General features: G+C 46.9%; 18 protein-coding genes. 3 read left to right on the forward strand and 15 right to left on the reverse strand.

Features of this window, described 5'->3' with window-relative positions:
• Positions 1 to 42: 42 nt before the first annotated feature.
• The 3 genes from hutG to hutC all read right to left on the reverse strand — a co-directional run bounded on the left by hutG (position 43) and on the right by hutC (position 3,099).
• Complete coding sequence (gene hutG / locus ACUALS_RS06460; protein ID WP_454449139.1) at positions 43 to 1,056, reverse strand: formimidoylglutamase; 1,014 nt, start codon at positions 1,054 to 1,056, stop codon at positions 43 to 45.
• Positions 1,049 to 2,278 (reverse strand): imidazolonepropionase, encoded by a 1,230-nt coding sequence (hutI, locus tag ACUALS_RS06465; protein WP_454449140.1) that lies wholly within the window; start codon positions 2,276 to 2,278, stop codon positions 1,049 to 1,051. Before hutI ends, hutG begins: the two co-directional genes overlap by 8 nt.
• 107 nt (positions 2,279 to 2,385) lie before the next feature.
• The gene (gene hutC / locus ACUALS_RS06470) at positions 2,386 to 3,099 is read right to left on the reverse strand and encodes a histidine utilization repressor (protein ID WP_454449141.1); all 714 of its coding nucleotides are present in this window, start codon (positions 3,097 to 3,099) and stop codon (positions 2,386 to 2,388) included.
• A gap of 210 nt (positions 3,100 to 3,309) precedes the next feature.
• On the opposite strand from hutC, the gene ACUALS_RS06475 reads away from it, so the two are divergent.
• Positions 3,310 to 4,053 carry a sporulation protein gene (locus tag ACUALS_RS06475; protein ID WP_005470689.1) on the forward strand — a complete coding sequence of 248 codons (744 nt, stop codon included), beginning with the start codon at positions 3,310 to 3,312 and terminating at the stop codon, positions 4,051 to 4,053.
• A 55-nt stretch (positions 4,054 to 4,108) separates the two neighbouring features.
• Here ACUALS_RS06475 and ACUALS_RS06480 read toward each other — a convergent pair whose 3' ends face one another.
• Entirely contained in the window at positions 4,109 to 4,882 is a 774-nt protein-coding gene (locus ACUALS_RS06480; protein ID WP_038215080.1) for a nucleotidyltransferase family protein, read from the reverse strand.
• Positions 4,883 to 5,196: 314 nt separating this feature from the next.
• On the opposite strand from ACUALS_RS06480, the gene ACUALS_RS06485 reads away from it, so the two are divergent.
• Positions 5,197 to 5,844: a thiopurine S-methyltransferase gene (locus ACUALS_RS06485; RefSeq protein ID WP_454449142.1), complete on the forward strand. Its 648-nt coding sequence runs from the start codon at positions 5,197 to 5,199 to the stop codon at positions 5,842 to 5,844.
• A 44-nt stretch (positions 5,845 to 5,888) separates the two neighbouring features.
• Here the strand turns inward: ACUALS_RS06485 and purT are convergent, their stop codons facing one another.
• The gene (gene purT / locus ACUALS_RS06490; RefSeq protein ID WP_454449143.1) at positions 5,889 to 7,064 is read right to left on the reverse strand and encodes a formate-dependent phosphoribosylglycinamide formyltransferase; all 1,176 of its coding nucleotides are present in this window, start codon (positions 7,062 to 7,064) and stop codon (positions 5,889 to 5,891) included.
• Between the two features lie 369 nt (positions 7,065 to 7,433).
• Here purT and ACUALS_RS06495 point away from each other — a divergent pair, with 369 nt between their 5' ends.
• Positions 7,434 to 8,639 carry an HD-GYP domain-containing protein gene (locus tag ACUALS_RS06495; RefSeq protein WP_454449144.1) on the forward strand — a complete coding sequence of 402 codons (1,206 nt, stop codon included), beginning with the start codon at positions 7,434 to 7,436 and terminating at the stop codon, positions 8,637 to 8,639.
• A 49-nt stretch (positions 8,640 to 8,688) separates the two neighbouring features.
• Here ACUALS_RS06495 and cdd read toward each other — a convergent pair whose 3' ends face one another.
• From cdd to ACUALS_RS06545, 10 genes are all read right to left on the reverse strand, one after another.
• Complete coding sequence (cdd, locus tag ACUALS_RS06500) at positions 8,689 to 9,576, reverse strand: cytidine deaminase (protein WP_334475254.1); 888 nt, start codon at positions 9,574 to 9,576, stop codon at positions 8,689 to 8,691.
• A gap of 255 nt (positions 9,577 to 9,831) precedes the next feature.
• The gene (locus tag ACUALS_RS06505) at positions 9,832 to 10,509 is read right to left on the reverse strand and encodes a CidB/LrgB family autolysis modulator (protein ID WP_454449145.1); all 678 of its coding nucleotides are present in this window, start codon (positions 10,507 to 10,509) and stop codon (positions 9,832 to 9,834) included.
• Entirely contained in the window at positions 10,509 to 10,874 is a 366-nt protein-coding gene (locus ACUALS_RS06510; protein WP_038138294.1) for a CidA/LrgA family protein, read from the reverse strand. Before ACUALS_RS06510 ends, ACUALS_RS06505 begins: the two co-directional genes overlap by 1 nt.
• Before the next feature lie 155 nt (positions 10,875 to 11,029).
• The gene (gene sbcB / locus ACUALS_RS06515) at positions 11,030 to 12,454 is read right to left on the reverse strand and encodes an exodeoxyribonuclease I (RefSeq protein WP_039484820.1); all 1,425 of its coding nucleotides are present in this window, start codon (positions 12,452 to 12,454) and stop codon (positions 11,030 to 11,032) included.
• Positions 12,455 to 12,598: 144 nt separating this feature from the next.
• Positions 12,599 to 13,393 (reverse strand): TrmB family transcriptional regulator, encoded by a 795-nt coding sequence (locus tag ACUALS_RS06520; protein WP_038189096.1) that lies wholly within the window; start codon positions 13,391 to 13,393, stop codon positions 12,599 to 12,601.
• Positions 13,394 to 13,445: 52 nt separating this feature from the next.
• Positions 13,446 to 14,342, reverse strand: coding sequence for an ROK family protein (locus ACUALS_RS06525; protein WP_454449146.1), 897 nt, complete (start codon positions 14,340 to 14,342; stop codon positions 13,446 to 13,448).
• Positions 14,342 to 16,123, reverse strand: coding sequence for a glycoside hydrolase family 13 protein (locus ACUALS_RS06530; protein WP_454449147.1), 1,782 nt, complete (start codon positions 16,121 to 16,123; stop codon positions 14,342 to 14,344). The genes ACUALS_RS06525 and ACUALS_RS06530 overlap by 1 nt, the downstream gene beginning before the upstream one ends.
• An 18-nt stretch (positions 16,124 to 16,141) precedes the next feature.
• Positions 16,142 to 16,975, reverse strand: coding sequence for a sugar ABC transporter permease (locus ACUALS_RS06535; RefSeq protein ID WP_005470771.1), 834 nt, complete (start codon positions 16,973 to 16,975; stop codon positions 16,142 to 16,144).
• A 1-nt stretch (position 16,976) separates the two neighbouring features.
• Complete coding sequence (locus ACUALS_RS06540; protein ID WP_454449232.1) at positions 16,977 to 18,260, reverse strand: carbohydrate ABC transporter permease; 1,284 nt, start codon at positions 18,258 to 18,260, stop codon at positions 16,977 to 16,979.
• Between the two features lie 8 nt (positions 18,261 to 18,268).
• Positions 18,269 to 19,495, reverse strand: coding sequence for a sugar ABC transporter substrate-binding protein (locus ACUALS_RS06545; RefSeq protein WP_454449148.1), 1,227 nt, complete (start codon positions 19,493 to 19,495; stop codon positions 18,269 to 18,271).
• Positions 19,496 to 19,545: the final 50 nt, after the last annotated feature.

The following is a 19,545-nucleotide window of genomic DNA, read 5'->3' on the forward strand; positions in this document are numbered from 1 at the left end:
CCAAGACACGAAAGTGACTTGGTTCCACTACTTGGTTAAATGTTATTTTTCTGAAAATGCGTTGGCGATATCCCAACAAAGTCGAGCGGCTAATCTCGCCGTCTGACTGTCTACATCGTAGGTTGGGTTGTACTCGGCAATATCGGCAATCACTAACTTCTGCTTATAGTGCAAAATTCTGTCTAGGAATGGTGCGACAGTATCTATACTCACGCCTCTCGCAGCCGGGGCACTCACACCAGGCGCTGTCGCCGCTGGAAAAACATCTAGGTCTATGGTGAGGTAGATATAATCACAGTTATCAATAAAGTGCTGTAATTGAGTTAAGTGGTACATGTGGTTGAGATGCGCAAGATCTTTGTCTTCCACGTACCAGACGCCAAGCTCTTCAGCTCGTTTAAACAGTGCTTCAGTATTACTCGCTCGACTGACCCCAAGGCAGGCGTAATGGAATGGCCAGTCATGCTTGTTACAGTAATCATAAATTTGATTGAATGGCGTACCTGAGCTTGGTTTTACATCGGCGTGGCTACTTTCAAAGGTCCGGAGATCAAAGTGCGCATCAAAGTTTATGATGCCAATCTTTGGCGGCTGTAACGGGCTAAGGTATTCAAAATATCTCGCGAGGCCTTGAAAGGAAGCCCAAGCGACTTCATGACCACCCCCTAAAGTGATGACAGGCGTTGAGCGTAACGCGGTTGCAATCACGTCTGCACAAATCGACTGGTAGTGTTCCAGTAGATCATCTTCGCAGACAACATTGCCCAAATCGATAAGCGAGCTTTTCTTATGCCAAGCCATATTCGCTAAAGCACGGCGGATGAGATCGGGGGCTTTGCGTGCGCCTATTCGGCCTTTGTTGCGAGCAACGCCGGCATCGCACGCAAAACCAAGCAAGCTAACGGCATTGTGATAGGGCTCTAGATCGCGAACTGGAATCTGTTTAATGACATGATGGACGCGTTTCCCGAGCGCACCATCTTCAGCGTCGTGACGTCCTTGCCAATGAAATTCTTGAACTGTTGTCAGCGTTTTATCGCGAGATTGTTCAGACATGATCCAACTCTCCCTGTACGATGCGACTCGATAGGCGTGACACGCCTTGTTGATAGCTAAAGTCAGCAGGGTGGGACACGTCCCAAATGGCTAAATCAGCATCAAACCCTACTTGTATCTGGCCACGACTTTGCCCATATCCTAATGCTTTTGCTGCATGGCAAGTGACACCACGCAGCGCTTCTTCAGGTGTGAGACCAAAGAGGGTACACCCCATATTCATCATCATAGTCAAATCTGCGAACGGTGATGTACCAGGATTCAAATCGGTCGCGATGGCCATGGGCACTTTGTACTTTCTTAGTAGCTCGATAGGAGGACGTTTTGTCTCTTTTAAAAAGTAGAATGCGCCAGGGAGCAATGTCGCGACAGTGCCTGATTGAGCCAATGCCTCAACGCCCGCTTGGTCGAGGTATTCGATATGATCGGCGGATAAGCCCTCGTACTGAGCGGTTAACGCGCTGCCCCCTAGATTAGATAATTGTTCCGTATGTCCCTTAACGCGGAGACCATACTCTTTAGCGGCAACGAATACTCGCTCTGTTTGCGCTAAATCGAAGCCTATCGACTCACAAAACACATCAACGCTGGTGGCGAGTTGCTCTTCTGCTACAAGCGGAATGATCTCTCGACACACGAAGTCAATGTAGTCATCTGGTTTGCCTGCAAACTCTGGAGGAAGAGCGTGAGCGGCTAATAGGGTCGTGGTCACGCGCACTTTACGATGTTCTTGCAATGCTTTAGCAGCACGCAACATCTTGATTTCATCATGCAGCGTTAAGCCGTAGCCAGATTTTACTTCGACCGACGTCACACCGCTGCGTAGCAAACCGTCTAACCGAGGCAACGCTAGTTCAATTAACGCCTCTTCGCTGGCTTCGCGAGTTGCACGTACTGTCGAGAGGATCCCGCCACCCTGTTTAGCAATCTCCTGATAAGGCACACCTTTCAAACGCATCTCGAATTCGTTGGCACGGTTGCCCGCGTAGACGAGGTGAGTGTGGCAGTCAATAAAGCCGGGAGTCACCAGTTGTCCTTGGCAATCATAGCTTTCCGACTTGGCGGTCTCTACGTTATCTCCAATCTCGGCGATGATTCCTTGTCGAATAGCAATATTTGTTGGCTCGCTAATCTCATAACCACAATCACCAGGCACCATAGACACGAGTCTGGCGTTAGTAAGCACCAAATCAAATGACGGAGATCGTTGCTGTTCGAACATACTGCATATTCCATTAATTAAATGTATATACAAATACTCGTTCAGGATAGTCAATTGATCAAGTGAGATGTTGCGAAAATGTGATCGATGAAAAAGTATGAAATGCTCTAAGAGAGCAGAACTTTAGAACTTAATTTGTAGCGAGTGCCGGGGTGGTAGAGCAATGCGGAGCTCACAAGCTTGTCTTGACTCCACGTACGTCGGTTAAGCAAAAGGCAGGGTTCATTTGATCCTAACTTTAACGCAGAGCGAACGTGGTCGTCGGCGACAATCGCTTCAACGGTATGCTCGATAGCACTGAGTGGACAGTTTTGCGATAAGTATTGATTGGGTGTGACTTCGGTAAAGTCTTGCTCGAGATACCCTGGAGCGTAAGCAGCATTGACCCAACGTAGTTCATATTGAATGGGAGATTTATCTTCAAAGTGAATGATTTCACTGTAAAAAACAGCCGTCCCTAACATAACGCCGAGTTTAGTCGCGATGGTTTCGTCAGCTTGGAGCACGGTTTGAGTCACCACTTTGCTTGAGTAGGATTTACCCCTATGAGCGACTTCTTCTGCAATATTTCGGATATCGAGCAAAGGTGATTCCGCTTTATCTTCGTTGCTACAGACAAACGAACCTAGGCGAGGTCTGCGCTGTAACTTTCCTTCAGCTACGAGATCCCGAATTGCTTTATTTACCGTCATCCGACTGACATTAAACTGTTTGGTCAATTCGATTTCAGTGGTAATTCGGTGCCCGATTGGCCACTGACCAGACTCAATTTTATCGTTAATGTACTTTTTGATTTGAAGATAAAGCGGGGAGTTACTCATTGGATGACATCGCTGTATACTTATTGACTATACAAATGGTTATACATTTGAATTGATATTGCAAGTCGCACTGCTAAAGCCTTGATGGTAATCCTCATTAAAAAGTGAGAAAGCCTATGTGTTTTCAGGAAAATAGTCGATAAAGGGCTTGCTTAGTTGTAGCGGTACACGTTAAATCAATGCAAACAACGACAATCATAAGGAAAGAAGATGTTTGGTAAGTTGAAAGCATCCTTGGGTATCGGAGCTGCAAAAGTCGATACCGTTTTAGAAAGTATGTCAGTATTTCAAGGTGAAACCCTTAAAGGGACAGTTCACATTCAAGGTGGTGACGTCGAGCAGCAAATTGATGCCATCAATTTAAAGCTGTGTACGGAAGTAAAAGTGGAAAGTGATGATAGTGTGAGCTACCAAGACTTCATCATCGGCAAGCTGCAAGCCGTTCAGCCTTTCACCATTCAGCCTGGTGAAAACAAGCAAGTTCCATTTGAATTGAAATTAGATGATGAGACGCCAATTACGGCGCTTAATGCATTAAAAAATCAGTGTCACGTCTGGGTAGAAACCACGCTTGATATCGATTTTGCGATTGACCCGAAAGATCGTGATTTTGTTGAAGTGAAACCACTCCCTGTGGCAGCGAAAGTGATTGGCTTGATTGAGCAAGCCGGCTTTTCGATGGTAAAAGCAGACGTTGAAAAAGGGCACTTACGTGGTAGTAATTTCTCTTCGAAGTCTGGCTGCTACCAAGAGATTGAGTTTCGAAACAATGGCTTCATCAATAAGAAAGAGATCGAACTGTCGTTTATTTTAGATGGTCGTGTCATGCACTGTTTAGCAGAGGTCGACCGCTCACTCAGCATGAGAGGCGATCAGTATGTCTCTTTCACACTGGCGTTAGATGCGAGTGACGCTGAAATCAGTTCGGCAGTGAATCGAGTGCTCTCAGTCTAATTGAGCACTAAACAATACATTAAGAGCCCTCATTTGAGGGCTCTTTTGATAATGACTATGCAGCGCTGAGGTGTGTGGTGAGGTATGGTTGCCAAGCATGTTGATAAAGCGCTTTAGATTGACTGCGCATCGATTTGATTTGTGCGACCTCAAACTCGCTAAACTCACGGCGCTCTGATGCCGCTTTACGTTCTATTTTCTGAATTTTCTCGTACAGATCATGCTCTGGACCGCTTTTCACATCGGCAATGGCTTTCAAATGGACCTGAACTTCCGCAATCAGCTTAGTTTTTGGAAGCTGAACCAGAAGATTCAAATCACGATAACCCGATGCCGCTGGATTTTTGAAGCGGTTTTTCACCTTAACAATGGTGGTTTCGCGATTAAGTACCTCGTACGCAGACATCAGGCTTTCAATGTCGTCTGCAACGATGGTCGCGCGAGCTAAATCGGTAATGCGTTCAGTTTGGCCGTCTAGCTCATAGGCGATCTTTTCTTTTGCACGTTCAGCGGATTTTACGCCTGCGAAATAAGCGTCTGTGGATGTGAGTAGTGCAGTACTTTTACAGATGGTTTCAAGTTCAGCTTGAGCTTGGTGTGCTTTGCTATAAAGGATATCGAAGTCTGAGTAGGGTTGAAGTGGTGTAGAAGCGATCGGTTTAATACCGTAAAGGCCGCTTAAATTATGCTTGAATGCTTTTGAACAGACTTCATTTTGATTCGCTGGACGGTTTTCCTCACTGCCAGGTGCTGGTGGTACAGCAGCAAAAGCAGGCGCTCGGCTGAGCATTAAAAGCATTAGGGCCGTCGTACGTAGGAAAAGGCTCATTCACTCTCCTTAGAGTCGTTGCTTAGGAAAAAGGTGTCGAAAAAGGTTTCAATCACTAAGCTTTACGATTCTACATTTCATATCTTGGGGCTAAAGCTCCGATTCCAATAGCGATTTTTGCTTCTCTATCCAATCTTTGAACTCTGTCCCATTTCTTTTGAGTGACCAATTTGGATTAAGTTCATCACCAAGATGTAACCAAGTATAAAGGGCGTAGCTGAACCTAATCTGAACGTAAATTTGAGATTCGGATTGTCAATAGATAGGGCTTTCGCTAGGCTAAGCGCAAGTGAAGTCAGTGACAGAGAATAACAATGAAAGACCCAGAATTTTGGCATTCTAAGTGGGCGGCCAATCAAATTGGATTCCACCTAGAAGATGTTAACCCACTGCTTATCGAGTATTGGAAGCATACAAACCCAACGCATGACTCGAAAGTGTTTGTTCCCTTGTGTGGGAAGTCGGAAGATCTTGTTTGGCTGGCGACAAAACACGCCGACGTACAAGGTGTTGAGCTAAGCAATATTGCGGTACGCGCTTTTTTTGCTGAACACTTCTATACACCAATGGTGATGCCAGTTAATGGTCAACACGAGCTGTTTCAGTTTGATGAGCTCTCGATCTATGTGGGAGATTTTTTCACGGCGCCGATTCAGCCAGTTGATATAGTTTATGATCGCGCCTCTCTTGTCGCATTACCGCAAGAAATGCGTGGCGAGTACGCTGAGCGCATTAAATCATTGTTAAACCCAGGTGGAAGAATGCTATTGGTGACACTTGAGTACGATCAATCTCTGATGGCGGGGCCTCCGTTTTCGGTACCGGAGCAAGAAGTAAGAAGCTTGTATGAAGGCTACAAAATTACCCAGTTGCATCGTAATGATGAGGCGGACATGCCACCGAAACTTTCAAAAATTGAAGGGGCACGAATGACCGAAGTGGTGTATTTGATCGAGTCTTAAATGAAAAGAGCGTTTGGGAAACCAAACGCTCTTTTCGATCGCGATTAGTAAATCACTTTTACTTGAGCAGCGCTAGTGACGGCATCTTCGATTGCTTGCTCAATGGAGTCACGACGAGTAATTGCGACACCTAAGCGGCGGCGTCCATCAATATCTGGCTTACCAAAAAGGCGAACTTGGGTTTGAGGTGCTGCGAGCGCTTGCTCTAAACCTTCAAAACGGATGTTTTGCGAAGTGCCTTGGCCAAGAATCACCGCCGATGCTGCTGGGCCAAATTGTGTAATGCCAGCAATTGGCATACCTGTAAAGGCGCGCACATGCAGCGCGAATTCAGAGCTGTCTTGCGACATCAAGGTGACGAGACCTGTATCGTGTGGGCGAGGGGAGACTTCATTGAAAATAACGGTGTCACCCTTGATGAAAAGTTCTACACCAAAAATGCCATAGCCGCCCAAAGCGTTGACGACTTTTCCTGCGGCATCTTGAGCGGCGGACAGTGCTGCATCTGACATTGCTTGTGGCTGCCACGATTCGCGGTAGTCACCATCTTCTTGGCGGTGACCAATCGGAGCACAGAAGTGTACACCGTCAACCGCGCGCACAGTCAGCAGCGTAATTTCATAATCAAAATCGATAAAGCCTTCAACGATTACGCGTCCAGCCCCCGTGCGACCACCTTGTTGAGCGTAATCCCACGCTTTTTGGACATCATCAGCAGACTTAATCACACTTTGCCCTTTGCCTGATGAGCTCATTACAGGTTTACACACGCATGGAATACCTACGGCTTCAATGGCGGCAGTAAAGTCTTGGTAGTTGTCAGCAAAGCGGTAAGGAGAGGTTGTCAGCTCCAGTTCCTCTGCGGCTAAACGGCGGATTCCTTCACGGTTCATGGTCAGTTTCGTTGCGTTCGCAGTTGGGACAACATTAAGTCCTTTCGCTTCAAGCTCGACCAACTTATCTGTTGCGATAGCTTCGATTTCAGGCACAACGAAATCCGGTTGTTCTTTTTCGATGATCGCCTCGAGAGCCTCTCCATCAAGCATATCCAAGGTGTAGCTGCGATGAGCGACTTGCATTGCTGGTGCATTTTCGTAGCGATCACAGGCAATCACTTCAAGCCCGAGGCGTTGGCACTCGATTGCGACCTCTTTTCCAAGTTCACCAGACCCAAGCAGTAGAACGCGTGTTGCGTTTTGACGTGTAGCCGTACCAAACATAGATAACCCTTATTATTCAGAGGAGAATGAAATTGTAGGCGATCATACGTATCTCGAACCAAAAAGCAAACGTTTGCGTTGGCTGCGCATAAGATAATGGGTGCATGTACTGTAAATTGGTTTTAAAATGCCGCGCAATAGTATGATTTGTAACTAATAATTACTTAATATTATTGATTGTCTTGTAGTTTATGTCGATTGAGATGAGGAAATTGTTTCGATTGCGATTATAATGATATCAATATAGAAGCCGTGTGAATTATAAGTCAACAGAGCGCCAACTCACTGAAATTTCGTCGAAATCTTGTTTCAAGTTTTCCCCAGACGTAAAGGTGATAAAAACAAATGCTCGGGATATAAAAAGAACAGATGCAGTACGACCCAAAACAATCCATCAAGATACCGATTGATACGCTGACGGTGGGCATGTTTGTTACCGCCATTGAAGACAGCAAACGCGTCAACCTTGCTAATGCAGGGCGAGTACCTACTCAACAAGCAATTCGTCAATTGGTGAAAAATGGCGTTAAGTATGCTTGGGTAGATCAAAGTCTGTCGGTAAAGGGCAGTGTATTTAAACCAGTAAGCGATCAGCCAGAGATGGAGCCAGAAGGCGCGCCTCCCGCACCGACAAAGCGTAAGAAAATGAGCCGCTTTTCCCAACAGAAAAAAGCCTCGAAGATTATCCGCGAAGCAAAAGGTCTGGCGCAAAAAATTCTTAATCAGACGTTTGAAGGCAAGTCTATTCATGTAGATGAGCTAGATGGCTGGGCGGATGATTTGATTGAGTCCGTGCTGATCGATTCTGATGCGCTTCACTGCGTTTCTGCGTTAAGAAGTAAAGATGAGTACCTGCTGGAACACTCGGTCAATGTTGCGACCTTATTGGTCTCATTTGGTAAGCATCTAAACTTACCCAAAGAGACGTTAAAACAGATGGCGATTGGCGGCATTATCCATGATGTTGGCAAAATCAAAGTCGACGACAAAGTGCTCCATAAACCCGCACGCTTAACGCCAGAAGAGTTTGAGCACATGAAGCTGCATCAGGTTTATGCGGGTGAAATCATCAGTACCGTTACTGGGCTGAGCGATATCGCTCGTGACGTATGCTTGATGCACCACGAGAAATTGGATGGGACAGGGTACCCAAGAGGCTTGACTGCTGAGCAGATGCCAACTCATGGGCGTATGAGCTGTATTGTCGATATATATGACGCTCTAACCGCGGATCGCTGTTACAAAAAGGGGATGAGCTCCGCAGAGGCGTTTAAGATTTTGCTTAGCCTGACACCATTTCACCTAGACCGAGACTTGGTCTATAAGTTCATCAACTGTATTGGTGTATACCCAGTCGGTGCTTTGGTTGAGCTGAGTGATGGTCGGGTCGGCATCGTATGGACTTCTAATGCGGCGGAACCACTTAAACCTGAGGTGAAGTGTTTCTACTCTCGAAAGTACAAGCGTTTCATTGATGTGTCATACGTTGATGTAAAACACAGTAAAGTAACCATCGAACGAGCGATTGCCCCAAGCGGCTTAGAAGTGGATCCGACACCGTTCTTTGACGTTTAGGTAAGTGGCAAAGTGAAACAAAAGGCGCTCATTGAGCGCCTTTTGTATTTTATATCGCTAAGTAGGCGACCGGAATATCGGGATTGATTGCTTCCAGTGTTGCCTGTGTATCCGCAAGGTGACTGATGGTACCGTCGGCCATTTCCGCCAGTGCTGCAGACTCTATATTTTGTAAAGACTTACCATCTAGTAGTAGTTGAATCATCGCCACTTGCAGTGGTGGTAAGCTAGGGTTAAACGCCGCATTTTCAGCGTATGCACCTAAGTAAACCTCACCGCTATCGAGTCTAATACACACGCCACTTAAGTTCTTAGTGTAAGGGGCGTGGCTGCGGTTAAGTGCCTCGACGGCTTTGTTAACCATTTCATCGGTTTCATTCGTATGCTTGCCATGGTCAACGCTAGACATGAGTCCAGACTCGATACCAAGATCGGAAGGACCAAACGACTCCGGTAGATACTCTTGCAAGGTCATTTCATCACGCTGTGGTAGCTGCACCACTAACTTATCTGCGGTGGTCAATTCATTCATAAACTGACGACAGTGGCCACAAGGGCTAAAGTTAATCGTAATGTCTGAAATACCTTGTTCGCCTTTCATCCATGCGTGGCTAATGGCTGACTGCTCTGCGTGAACGGTTTGGCCGAGTTGTGCGCCGAGGATTTCAACGTTCGCGCCAAAGTATAAGCGTCCTGACAAACCGCGTACGATCGCGCCTACATAAAAATTTGAGATAGGTGCATAGGAATAAGCGGCAGCAAAAGGAAGCAGCGCGACGCGAAGTTCGTCGTCTTCTAGCCCTGAAATGGACAGAAGCTCTGAAAATTGCTGAGGGGAAAGCGTTGCGTCAAAGTCATCAGCTAACAGAATGGGTGATAGGTATTCTGCGATTTGGCTTGGCGCATCAGATAGCGCTTTTTCAATGCGGCTTCTCATGGTGAATCCTTGTGTATACGTTAATTGATATCTTTGGCACGGGCGTCTTTACAGTACAGACATGCCTTGATACTGGTATTTCATTTTATGCGAAGAGTAAAACATTACTGAGATTTAAATCACATTAATCCGTGTAACGAATTTATTGTTTACATAATTAGAGTGAGGTCACACATGGTATCGATTACATAAGAGAGAGAAGTGAGGTCGGTCGAGCTGCGACTGAACAGCTCGACCAAACGTCGCAAAAGTGAGTTAGGCAGCAAGCCAAACGGCAAATGCGAAGAAAGAAGGGGCAAGGATAGAAGTAATCACACCACAAACCACTAAGGCGAGAGAGCTAAATGCAGCGTCTTGACCATCTTTTTCAGCGCAGGTTGCGGTACCCAGCGCGTGGGATACCGTTCCCATGGTAAGTCCTTTGGCAATAGGGTGAGTAATGTTAAGCAAGTTGTAGACAGGGTACGCCACAATCGCGCCAAACAGACCGACGATTAGGACTAAGATCGCGGCAATTGCCGGCTCTCCGCCTAGATGGCTAGAGACTTCCATCGCGATAGGCGTGGTGACAGATTTACCAAGTAGGCTTGCGATCAGTGTGATGTCGGCTTGCATGTAGACGGCAATCATACTGGCAGTGAGCATCGACATCACGCTACCTACACCGCAGGCAAGCATGATGATTCGCCAGTTTGCTCGGATCTGCGGCAATTGCTCATACAGAGGGTAAGCTAGTGCGACGACAGCGGGTTGAAGCAGATAGTTGATCCACTGGTTGTCAGCATAATATGTCTCAAACGGAACCTTCATATACGTCAGAAGTGGAATGAGTACAGCTAAGCTGATCAAAAGCGGGTTCATAAATGGGCTTTTGATTTTTTGACACAACCAGCGAGCAGCGAAAAAGACAACAAGGGTAGCGAGTAGCCACATTACTTTTGTCCCCCTTTTAGCATTCGATCAAGCATAAGCCCAAGCAATACAAGAACAATGAATGTCCCACCTACCGCGCTGGCGAGAATCGGCAGCGCATTAGCGAGTAACATATCGAAATGCTCCATCAACCCAACACTGATGGGTACAAACAGCAGCACCATATAGCGAATAAATAAACTTGCGCTTGGGCGTACCCAGTCGACGGGAACAAGTCCACTTGCAAGCAATCCAAAGAGAATCAGCATGCCGATGATGCTACCAGGAATCGAAATATCGAGAAGATGTTGAATGTTGATGCCCGCGATGAGGCAGAGGAAAATCAGCCCCATTGACACAACGTATTTCAGCACTGTTTTTGCCATAAGTTGTTATCGTCCGAAATTATCATGCGTTGCAAAAACGCAACGTAAAAAACCAACACGGTGTAAACCCATGTTGGTTGGGTGTCAGTGCCTCATGACTGGTAATTATTGTGTATGTGGCTGAGGCATCTGTTAGGGTGCAGGCGTTCTGGTATCTAAGATACTAGCTTTTGTACGTATTGATAAACGGATTTTAAAATAGCTAGCTTCTTTTCATCACTTTCATGTTCGTGAACTAAGTTTTCCAAATTGAGCATATAGTCTTCAATACGACTTTCGAAGTAGTCTCGGCAATGATTTGCCCAGCGTTGCTGCTCTGACTCATCTAAAGTGGCAGGGAAGTTGCGTGCTCGGTAGCGAAATAGCAGCGGTGCAATTCGGTCATCATTAAACGAGATATCAAGCGCCGCTAAATTATTTGGGTCGGTTTGGCGAATAATGTCCATCGAGGCTTTATCCGCCGGAGAAAAGAATCCGTCATAAAGCATGCTATCGACATCGTTATCTTTCGCGTATTCCCGGTCGATACTGTATAAACCAATCAGCTTTTCGCGTATTTCAGGGGTTTGGCGCAGCCGTGCCAAGTTCTCAAGGCATTGCTCTCGGTTGATACCAATATTCGCGGCGTTTTCTGCGGTTAAGGTTTTCGCAGGTGCAAGTATCGGACACTTATTAAGGTGGACCAGTTTTACCGGGACCGGAAGTTCATCGTCTGCCAGTTCCGAGTGTTTGGTGTACAGGCGCTCATTGAGCTGCTCAACATCCAAATCGAACAGGGGTTGCGGGTCTTTGGCCAAATCGACCATGATCACCGCATTTTGGTTGGTTGGATGCCAAGCCACAGGAACCATCCAACTGGTGTAATTACACTCTCGACCCAACATGCCCGAGACATGCATTAATGGCGTCATGTTAACAATATCAATCAGATCGTTGAGCTTGCGTTTGTGGCGCATACTGAGGAAATAATCAAACAGCTTAGGTTGCGCAGCTTTGATCTTCTTCGCCATTTCAATGGTGGCAATCACGTCGGCCATCGCATCGTGAGCATTTTCGTGTTCAATTCCGTTGGCTTTAGACAGATGCTCTAGCTTGAAGCTGATAAACCCTTCATCATTTTCTGGCCACTCAACGCCTTCTGGGCGTAGTGCATAACAAGCGCGCATCACGTCGAGCAGATCCCAGCGAGAGTTGCCGTTTTGCCAGCTCCAAGCGTAGGGGTCGATGAAATTGCGATAACACGTATAGCGAGTCACTTCATCGTCGAATCGAATGCTGTTGTAACCCAGGTTAATGGTGTTTGGTGTAGCGAGCTGCTCATGGATCTTGGCGATGAACTCTGGCTCAGACAATCCTTTGGCAACGGCAGTTTGAGGAGTGATACCGGTAATTAATGCCGCTTCTGGTGCGGGTAAGTAATCTGTCGGTGGTTGGCAATAGATAACCAGAGGCTCACCAATGATGTTGAAATCCATATCGGTACGCACACCTGCAAATTGGCAAGGACGATCCTTTGCAGGGCTGGTTCCCCACGTTTCATAGTCGAAAAAGAAAAACGTAGGTTGATGCTCATGTTGCATTATCTATTTACCAAGTGGTTGAAAATCACTTGAGTATTAGACCACTGCGACGCGAGCAAGGCAACGGTATCGAAGAAATCAGAGCGGTTCTGGCGAGGGTTTAATCAGAGCAAGAGGAGGGTGAGCATGTCACCCTCATGATTGTTAGTGTTTGGCGAGATCGTCCATCACCATCGAGTTGTGTTGTTCGTGAATGGTATTGACGCGGATGCGCTTCTCAGGTTCCAGCTTTTCATATTCCGTGAGGTAGATGTCACTGTGGATGTGCTCAGCGATCATTTTCACCATCAAGCGGTTGTTGGCATAAAGGCCCAAGGTTTCGTCACGGTGAGAAAACATCAGTGCTAGCTTCATATCAGCTACACACATAAAGCGGTGGGAAGGGTACTCGATTTCTTCGTTGTCAGAGCGAGAATACATTTCGATCTTCTCGTGCGGACTCGCTACTTTATTGAATGAGAAAACAATCACGCGCACGCCACGTTCAATGGCATCACAAAGCTCTTGTGCAAACAGATTTAAGTTAAAGTCGGTATTGAGGTAAATCTCCAAGTTGGCTTGGTTAATCACTTCTTTGGCTTTTTGCAGCACATTTTCATAGCCGGTGACGTTGTACACAAACTGCTTTTCTTCTTGCAGCATCATCTTCGACAGTTCGGTTTTAAGAATATTGATATTCTCGACGGTCTTTTTCTCAATTTGATTGAAGATCAGTTCTGGCGATTTGGCTTCGTACTCTTTGGTATCACCGTCTGAAAGGAAGATGTAGCCGTTGGCATAGAGGTTATCGATCGATGAATAAACTGAAGAGCGAGACAAAGAGATGTCTTTAGCGATTTTGTATCCGCTTGCACGGCCGTTTTTGAGTAGGTTGATGTACACAAGCGCGTCGGTTTTAGAAAAGCCGAAATCCATCAGTTTGGTCACTAGATCTGACACAGGTTGTCCTCTGAAGCTGTTCAATTTATTTACCTACTTTAGATTATCATTGTCATCGTGCGGAGAGAAAACGATTGTTGTGATTTTTTTCCGAGAAGAGTGCCGCACCCTGAGCAAAAGCAAAGGCATCACTGGATAAGGTGATCGAGTCGGGGAGCAAAGAGACGTCGATGTATCGACTCAGCGCCACGAGTAAATCGTCATTGATGCGGCCGTGGCAAACCACGTCGCCAGAGAGCAGAAGAGTCTCGGGCATTAATTTGGTTATTGGCTTGGCCAAACTGCGAGCCAGCTGGTCGATAAAGGTACGATACACCCGTGTTTCGGTTGGGACCGCGTTGGCGACACCAGCAAAGATCACCGCAAGCGGTTTGTCTTGCAAGACAATTTGGTGATACTGCCTTTCAATTCCGCCGACCGACAAAAATTGCTCAATACAGTGTTCACTGCTGCACCGACATACCGGCGTTAAGCCATCGACGAGCCAGTCAAAACCAGGAAGTTCGGAGTGTGCCCACGTCTCACACAGACGGCTTGGGCGTAGTTTGCCGTTCTCAAACAACGCCAAACCACAACTGTCGCCGAGCGAAACGCTTAACAAACGCTGATGGTGTGCAGACACATGCATCGCAGCCGCTTGCGAGTGGCTGACAAGCTGGCATTCGATCGTGAATGTTTGGCTCAGGGCACTCGCGAGTTGTTCTGGAGACGGCTGATGGTGGCTATTGGCAGCGGTGAAGTATTCAGAACAACTTAGTGTCAGCGCTTTGAGTTCACCAAATTGAATTCGGCTTTTGTTGACCAAGCGCTTTAAGGTGTCGAGAAGCGAAGCTGAGTTTGAAGAGAGAGGCTCTCGGGCTCGGAGTCGCTCGTGGCCTGCAGCATCACTGGTGTATGTGTGAATGGATTGGGAATCCAAAGAGATTCCCAAATGAATGGCGCCTTGCATTAGCGAGACACTTGTTCCATGACATAACCATAGGCGTTAAGCTCGTACGGTTTACCACTACATACGACGGTTTTCACTTGGTCGCTGTTATTGAGAATAAAGCGCCACTCACCACGTTGATAGGCGATGCAGTGATCGTCATCTACATCAAGCCAGTCGAGGTAAGGTAGATTGAACGCCGCTGAGCTTTTACGCAGCGAAATGAGGTCCTGAATAAACCCCTTAAATTCAAGATCTTGCTCTGACTCGTCCCAAATCATGCATTTGCGGTTATCTTCACTCCCCATACCACGTTGCCCATCGAGACCCACTTCGCCGCCGTAGTAGATGCAAGGTGCACCAACTTGGGTGAACATAAAGAGGTAAGCCAGTTTTGCTTTGCGTTTGTCACCGCCACACAGCGAGATGATTCGGGTAGTATCGTGGCTATCGAGCAAATTAAACATTGCTTCATTAACATTGCGCGGGTAGGCCATGTAAGATGTCGTGACCGCATTCTTAAACTCCGACTTATTCAAGCTGGCGATGGCAAAATAATCGGTGATTGCCTGAGTTAACGGGTAGTTCATCAATGAATCATATTGATCACCGCGCAGCCAAGGCATCCCTTCATGCCAAATTTCACCGAGGATGTAGCAGTCTGGATTGGCTTGCTTCACTACCTTACGGAACTCTCGCCAGAAGCTGTGATCGACTTCGTTGGCAACGTCTAAGCGCCATCCATCAATACCAAATTCTTCAACCCAATGCTTGGCAACATCAAGTAAATAAGCGCGACACTCTTCATTCTCTGTATTGAGTTTTGGCATCTCCGCAACGTTGGCGAACGTTTCGTAGTTAAGGTTCCAAAAGTCCCATTCCTCTCTTGGCGTGTCTGGGTAAACAGGGAACTGGTTGATCCAAAACCAATCTGCGTATTGAGAGTCTTTACCTTTCTCAACCACATCAAGCCATAGCGGTGATTGATCGCCAATATGATTAAACACCGCATCGAGCATCACTTTCATACCGCGTTTATGTGCTTCGCTAACCAATGCTTTAAACGCTTCGTTACCTCCAAAATGAGGGTCGACATTGTAGTAGTCCACCGTGTCGTATTTGTGGTTGGCATTGGCGGTGAAAATAGGGCAAAGGTAGAGTCCGTTCACGCCTAGATCTTGAAGGTAATCGAGCTTATCGATCACACCCCATAAATCGCCGCCCATAAAGCTGTCGCTGGTGGGTTGGCTGCCCCATGGTAATACGTTGCTCGGGGAAATTTCTGGGCGTCCATTGGCGAAACGCTCAGGAAAAATCTGGTACCAAACCGTCTCTTTAACCCACTTAGGTGTGGTCAATACATCGCGAGGGTTAATAAACGGAAAGCAGAAAAAGTTGCTTAAGTTACTCAGTTCCACTTCTGCTTGAGCATCCTCGGCGATGTCGACAATGCGCTTTTCGCCAAACAGCAGTTTTTCACCACCTTTACCGTAAAGGATAAAGCCGTAACGTGTGCGCTTTTTGGGTGGGGTAAATTCGGCGAACCAGTGGTCGTGATGCTCTGATTGGCCTTCAAAACTCATTTCCACTTCATTACCACCGACCCAACCGTGGGCGTCACTGCCACCTAGGTTACCACCATCTAAGCCGCCTTCTGCCCAGTGATATGGGTCTCCAATCCAAAGGGCGACTTTTTCGATTTCACCTTTGGCGCTGCGTAAGCGGATATGCAGCGTGTCATTATCGTAGGCGTAACTGTCCGCACTCTTTGCCGAGTGTGAAAGGGAGCTTCTTGTAATCATGTGTATATCCTGACGTTGTTATTCTTTTACTGCGCCACTGACTAAGCCTGTGGTGATGTGTTTTTGCGTGACCACAAACAGCAGCGTGATAGGTACGGCGACTAAGAGAGAGCCGGCGGCAAACAGAGTAAAGTTCTCTGCGGAGTTGGAAGAGATCCAACTAAAGATGCCAATCGCTAAGGTCATTTTCTCTTCGCTGCGCAGGATGAGCGTTGGCAAAATGAAGTCCATCCACGGGCCTGTAAATGACACAAGGGCGACGAAAACCAGAATCGGCTTGGCGAGCGGCAAAATGATCTCTAGAAAAATGGTCATGTGACCGGCACCATCAATTTTTGCTGCTTCATCGAGTGAGGTTGGAATCGCATCAAAATAGCCTTTGACCAACCAAACCATGAAGGGAAGTGAGCCTGTCACATAGACGAACAACAAGCCAGCGTAGGTGTCGATAAGGTTCATCTTCGATAGCAAAATGTAGATTGCTGTCATGGAGAGAAACGCGGGGAACATCTGTAGCACAAGAATGCTCATCATAATGTTGCGTTTGCCTTTAAAACGGTATCGTGAAAAGACAAAAGCTGACAGGGTCACCACTACCAGTGAAATCAACATATTCGCCGTTGCTAACAGAAAGGTGTTTTTGTACCAATCAAAGTAAGGCGTATCGTTAAATAGTGCTCGGTAATGGTCCAACGTGAACTCAATTTCCGTAAAAGATGAGCTGAACAAGTTAGTGCCGACTTTGAAAGAAGCCAAGATCGTCCAAAGCACAGGGCCGAGCACCAATAGCGCATTTGCTGTGAGAAACAGATAGACGATCGCGGTGCCGATTTTTCCGATAAATTTGTCCATGTTACATACCTACGTCGTCTTTAAAGGATTTCATGCGTCGGAACTGCCAAATCGCGATGCCAGACAAGAACAAGAAAATGATGATCGAGATAACAGAGGCAATTTGATACTGCTGGAAGTCGAGCGTGAGCTTGTAGATCCAAGTAATCAGGATGTCTGTGTGACCCGCAAATCGATACTGAGGGTTAATCGGTCCGCCTTCAGTTAGAAGGAAAATGGCGCCAAAGTTGTTGAAGTTATGCGCAAACGTCATCACTAAAGATGGCGCAACTTGGTGTAACACCATAGGTAAGGTGATTTCCCAAAACTGTTGGAACTTACTGGCACCGTCCACTTCACTCGCTTCGTACAGATCGGAAGGAATATTGGTCAATGCACCTGAAATTAACAACATGAAGTAAGGAGCGCCAACCCACACACTGACAGCGATAACCGTAATTTTTGCCGTGAATGGATCAGAGAGAAATGCAACAGAATCAAAGCCCCAAGCGTTTAACGTCGCATTAACCGGTCCGACACCATTAAGCAGTAAACGGAACATCAGCAAGGTAACGAAAGCGGGAATGGCATAAGGCAAAATGAAGATAAAGCGCCACGCTTTTTTTGCCTTGATGTCTTTCTTTTGCAGCGCCAGAGCAAGCAGAAAACCGAATCCGCAGGTGCACACTGTGGCAAAGAACGCCCAAATTACCGTCCAAGAAGCCACGCCGAAGAAGGTGCTGGACCAGATTTTTAGCTCAAACAGCGCAATAAAGTTTTTAAATCCAACCCAATCCACCAGGTTACGCGGCGGGATATGGTGCGGCGCCGAATAGTTGGTAAACGAGACCAACACGGTGATGACGATTGGCAAAATGATGAACGCGATGCTGGCCAAAAAGGCTGGTGACAGCATGATAAAGGCGAATTTCTCGTCGTAGATCTGCTTGAATTGCTCTGAGAGTGACGCGTGGCTCGGCGTTACACTTAGCGCATCCTTCACGTTAATGGCGTAGACACACAAGAACAGAAAGCAGTAAATCAGCGCGATCACCCCTTCAACCAGCATAAAGATAGAGTTGTCGCCGGGGATGATGTCAAAGCCATTACGCACTTGAGCCACATCGCCGAGCGTCACTAATCCTTTTAGTGCGATAGTGATGTCGACGAGAAACAACAAGGTGACGATTTGCAAGGCGAGGAACGCAGCCCCTTTGACCCAATGGCCAAAGCGTAGCTGAGTCGCGCCCATAATCAGGAGCGAAGCGGGCACCTTAGGTGCCGGCTGAGTTTGTGATAACAACATAGACATCTTTACTCTTGTAATTCAATCTGTTCTGCGATGATTGAGCGAGCACGTTCAAGAACCTCTTTCGGAGACTTATCATTGACCCACATTGCCGTAATGGCACTCGCCATTGGTGACCAAATAAAGCCCATTTCAGGGATGGATGGCATCGCATCGGAATAGAAACCTTGAGTGATGATGGCGTAGGTTGCTTCGTCTGCATCAACAATGATCTCTTCCATCACCGATTGGACTGGTGGAATAGCCTTGGTCATCTCAAAGCGTTTTTTCAGCATCTTGTCGCTCGACAGATAATCTGCGAAAAGCTGCGCGGCTCTTGGGTATTCCGTGTAAGAAGAGACAACGGCTAGGCGCACGGTTGAAAACGTTCTAGGCTGCTGACCTTCAAGTTTTGGTAGAGGCACAACGCCGTAATTGACACCAGAATCTTGGTAGCCTTTGATGGCCCAAGGACCATCGATGATTGCCGCGACTTTACCTTCGCTAAACAAACCACGACGCACCTGCGCATTTCTCATGTCGATTGGGTTGGAGTTGTTTGCAACGCGCAGCTTCTTCATTGCCTCTAAGCCTTGCTGCGCTTTCTCTGAGTTGATACCGATGTCTTTTGCGTCGGTGCCGTGATTACCAAACTCATACGCGCCGTACAACGTGACAAACGAGCGCGACTCATAGTAGTTCTGAATGTCCCACAGCAGTGCGTACTTGTGAGATTTTTTATCGTTGAAAGTTTTCGAAAACTCAATGAGCTCTTCAAATGTGTTGGGTGCTTTTGGCAGTAAGTCCTTGTTATAGAAGAGTGCCGTGGTGGCGAAACTTACCGGGAAACCATAGCTCTTACCTTCTGATTTAGAGGCGTCGATGGCATTTTGCATAAAGGTTTCATTGATGCGTGGTGCAGACACCAAGTTTTCCATCGCGCCACCAGCGACAACCAGTCTACCTAGCAGGTCATGTTCGATTTCGGCAACGTCCGCGACGCGAGCCGAGCCGCCATCTTGGATCAGTCTTGAGGCTGCATCGATAGGAGCAAGGCCACGGAAAGAAAACTCAACATCGTAGTTGAAGTCTTGGTTAAACGCTTTAGCCGCGTACTCCATGTAGTCGACGGTTGTCGAATCCGTCCAGATCAACAGCTCTGCGTTGTCTTCTGGGGAGATGGCTTGTGCATTGACCGTTGCCGCGACCAAAAGAGATCCAATCAGTCCTGCTGTAATTAGGTTTTTTTTCATACCCACACCGCTCATTAGGTTAGTAGTCCATAAGATACTACTAGGTTAAA

This window comes from Vibrio sp. NH-7 (assembly GCF_053643215.1).

What these genes read in the sequence shown, in the direction of transcription:
- ACUALS_RS06530 (WP_454449147.1), bottom strand. Translation starts at nt 16,123, where the DNA reads ATGATTACAAGAAGCTCCCTTTCACACTCGGCAAAGAGTGCGGACAGT.
- ACUALS_RS06485 (WP_454449142.1), top strand. Translation starts at nt 5,197, where the DNA reads ATGAAAGACCCAGAATTTTGGCATTCTAAGTGGGCGGCCAATCAAATT.
- hutI (WP_454449140.1), bottom strand. Translation starts at nt 2,278, where the DNA reads ATGTTCGAACAGCAACGATCTCCGTCATTTGATTTGGTGCTTACTAAC.
- hutC (WP_454449141.1), bottom strand. Translation starts at nt 3,099, where the DNA reads ATGAGTAACTCCCCGCTTTATCTTCAAATCAAAAAGTACATTAACGAT.
- ACUALS_RS06545 (WP_454449148.1), bottom strand. Translation starts at nt 19,495, where the DNA reads ATGAAAAAAAACCTAATTACAGCAGGACTGATTGGATCTCTTTTGGTC.
- ACUALS_RS06480 (WP_038215080.1), bottom strand. Translation starts at nt 4,882, where the DNA reads ATGAGCCTTTTCCTACGTACGACGGCCCTAATGCTTTTAATGCTCAGC.
- ACUALS_RS06525 (WP_454449146.1), bottom strand. Translation starts at nt 14,342, where the DNA reads ATGCAAGGCGCCATTCATTTGGGAATCTCTTTGGATTCCCAATCCATT.
- ACUALS_RS06495 (WP_454449144.1), top strand. Translation starts at nt 7,434, where the DNA reads ATGCAGTACGACCCAAAACAATCCATCAAGATACCGATTGATACGCTG.
- hutG (WP_454449139.1), bottom strand. Translation starts at nt 1,056, where the DNA reads ATGTCTGAACAATCTCGCGATAAAACGCTGACAACAGTTCAAGAATTT.
- ACUALS_RS06475 (WP_005470689.1), top strand. Translation starts at nt 3,310, where the DNA reads ATGTTTGGTAAGTTGAAAGCATCCTTGGGTATCGGAGCTGCAAAAGTC.
- ACUALS_RS06505 (WP_454449145.1), bottom strand. Translation starts at nt 10,509, where the DNA reads ATGTGGCTACTCGCTACCCTTGTTGTCTTTTTCGCTGCTCGCTGGTTG.
- sbcB (WP_039484820.1), bottom strand. Translation starts at nt 12,454, where the DNA reads ATGCAACATGAGCATCAACCTACGTTTTTCTTTTTCGACTATGAAACG.
- ACUALS_RS06540 (WP_454449232.1), bottom strand. Translation starts at nt 18,260, where the DNA reads ATGTTGTTATCACAAACTCAGCCGGCACCTAAGGTGCCCGCTTCGCTC.
- purT (WP_454449143.1), bottom strand. Translation starts at nt 7,064, where the DNA reads ATGTTTGGTACGGCTACACGTCAAAACGCAACACGCGTTCTACTGCTT.
- cdd (WP_334475254.1), bottom strand. Translation starts at nt 9,576, where the DNA reads ATGAGAAGCCGCATTGAAAAAGCGCTATCTGATGCGCCAAGCCAAATC.
- ACUALS_RS06535 (WP_005470771.1), bottom strand. Translation starts at nt 16,975, where the DNA reads ATGGACAAATTTATCGGAAAAATCGGCACCGCGATCGTCTATCTGTTT.
- ACUALS_RS06510 (WP_038138294.1), bottom strand. Translation starts at nt 10,874, where the DNA reads ATGGCAAAAACAGTGCTGAAATACGTTGTGTCAATGGGGCTGATTTTC.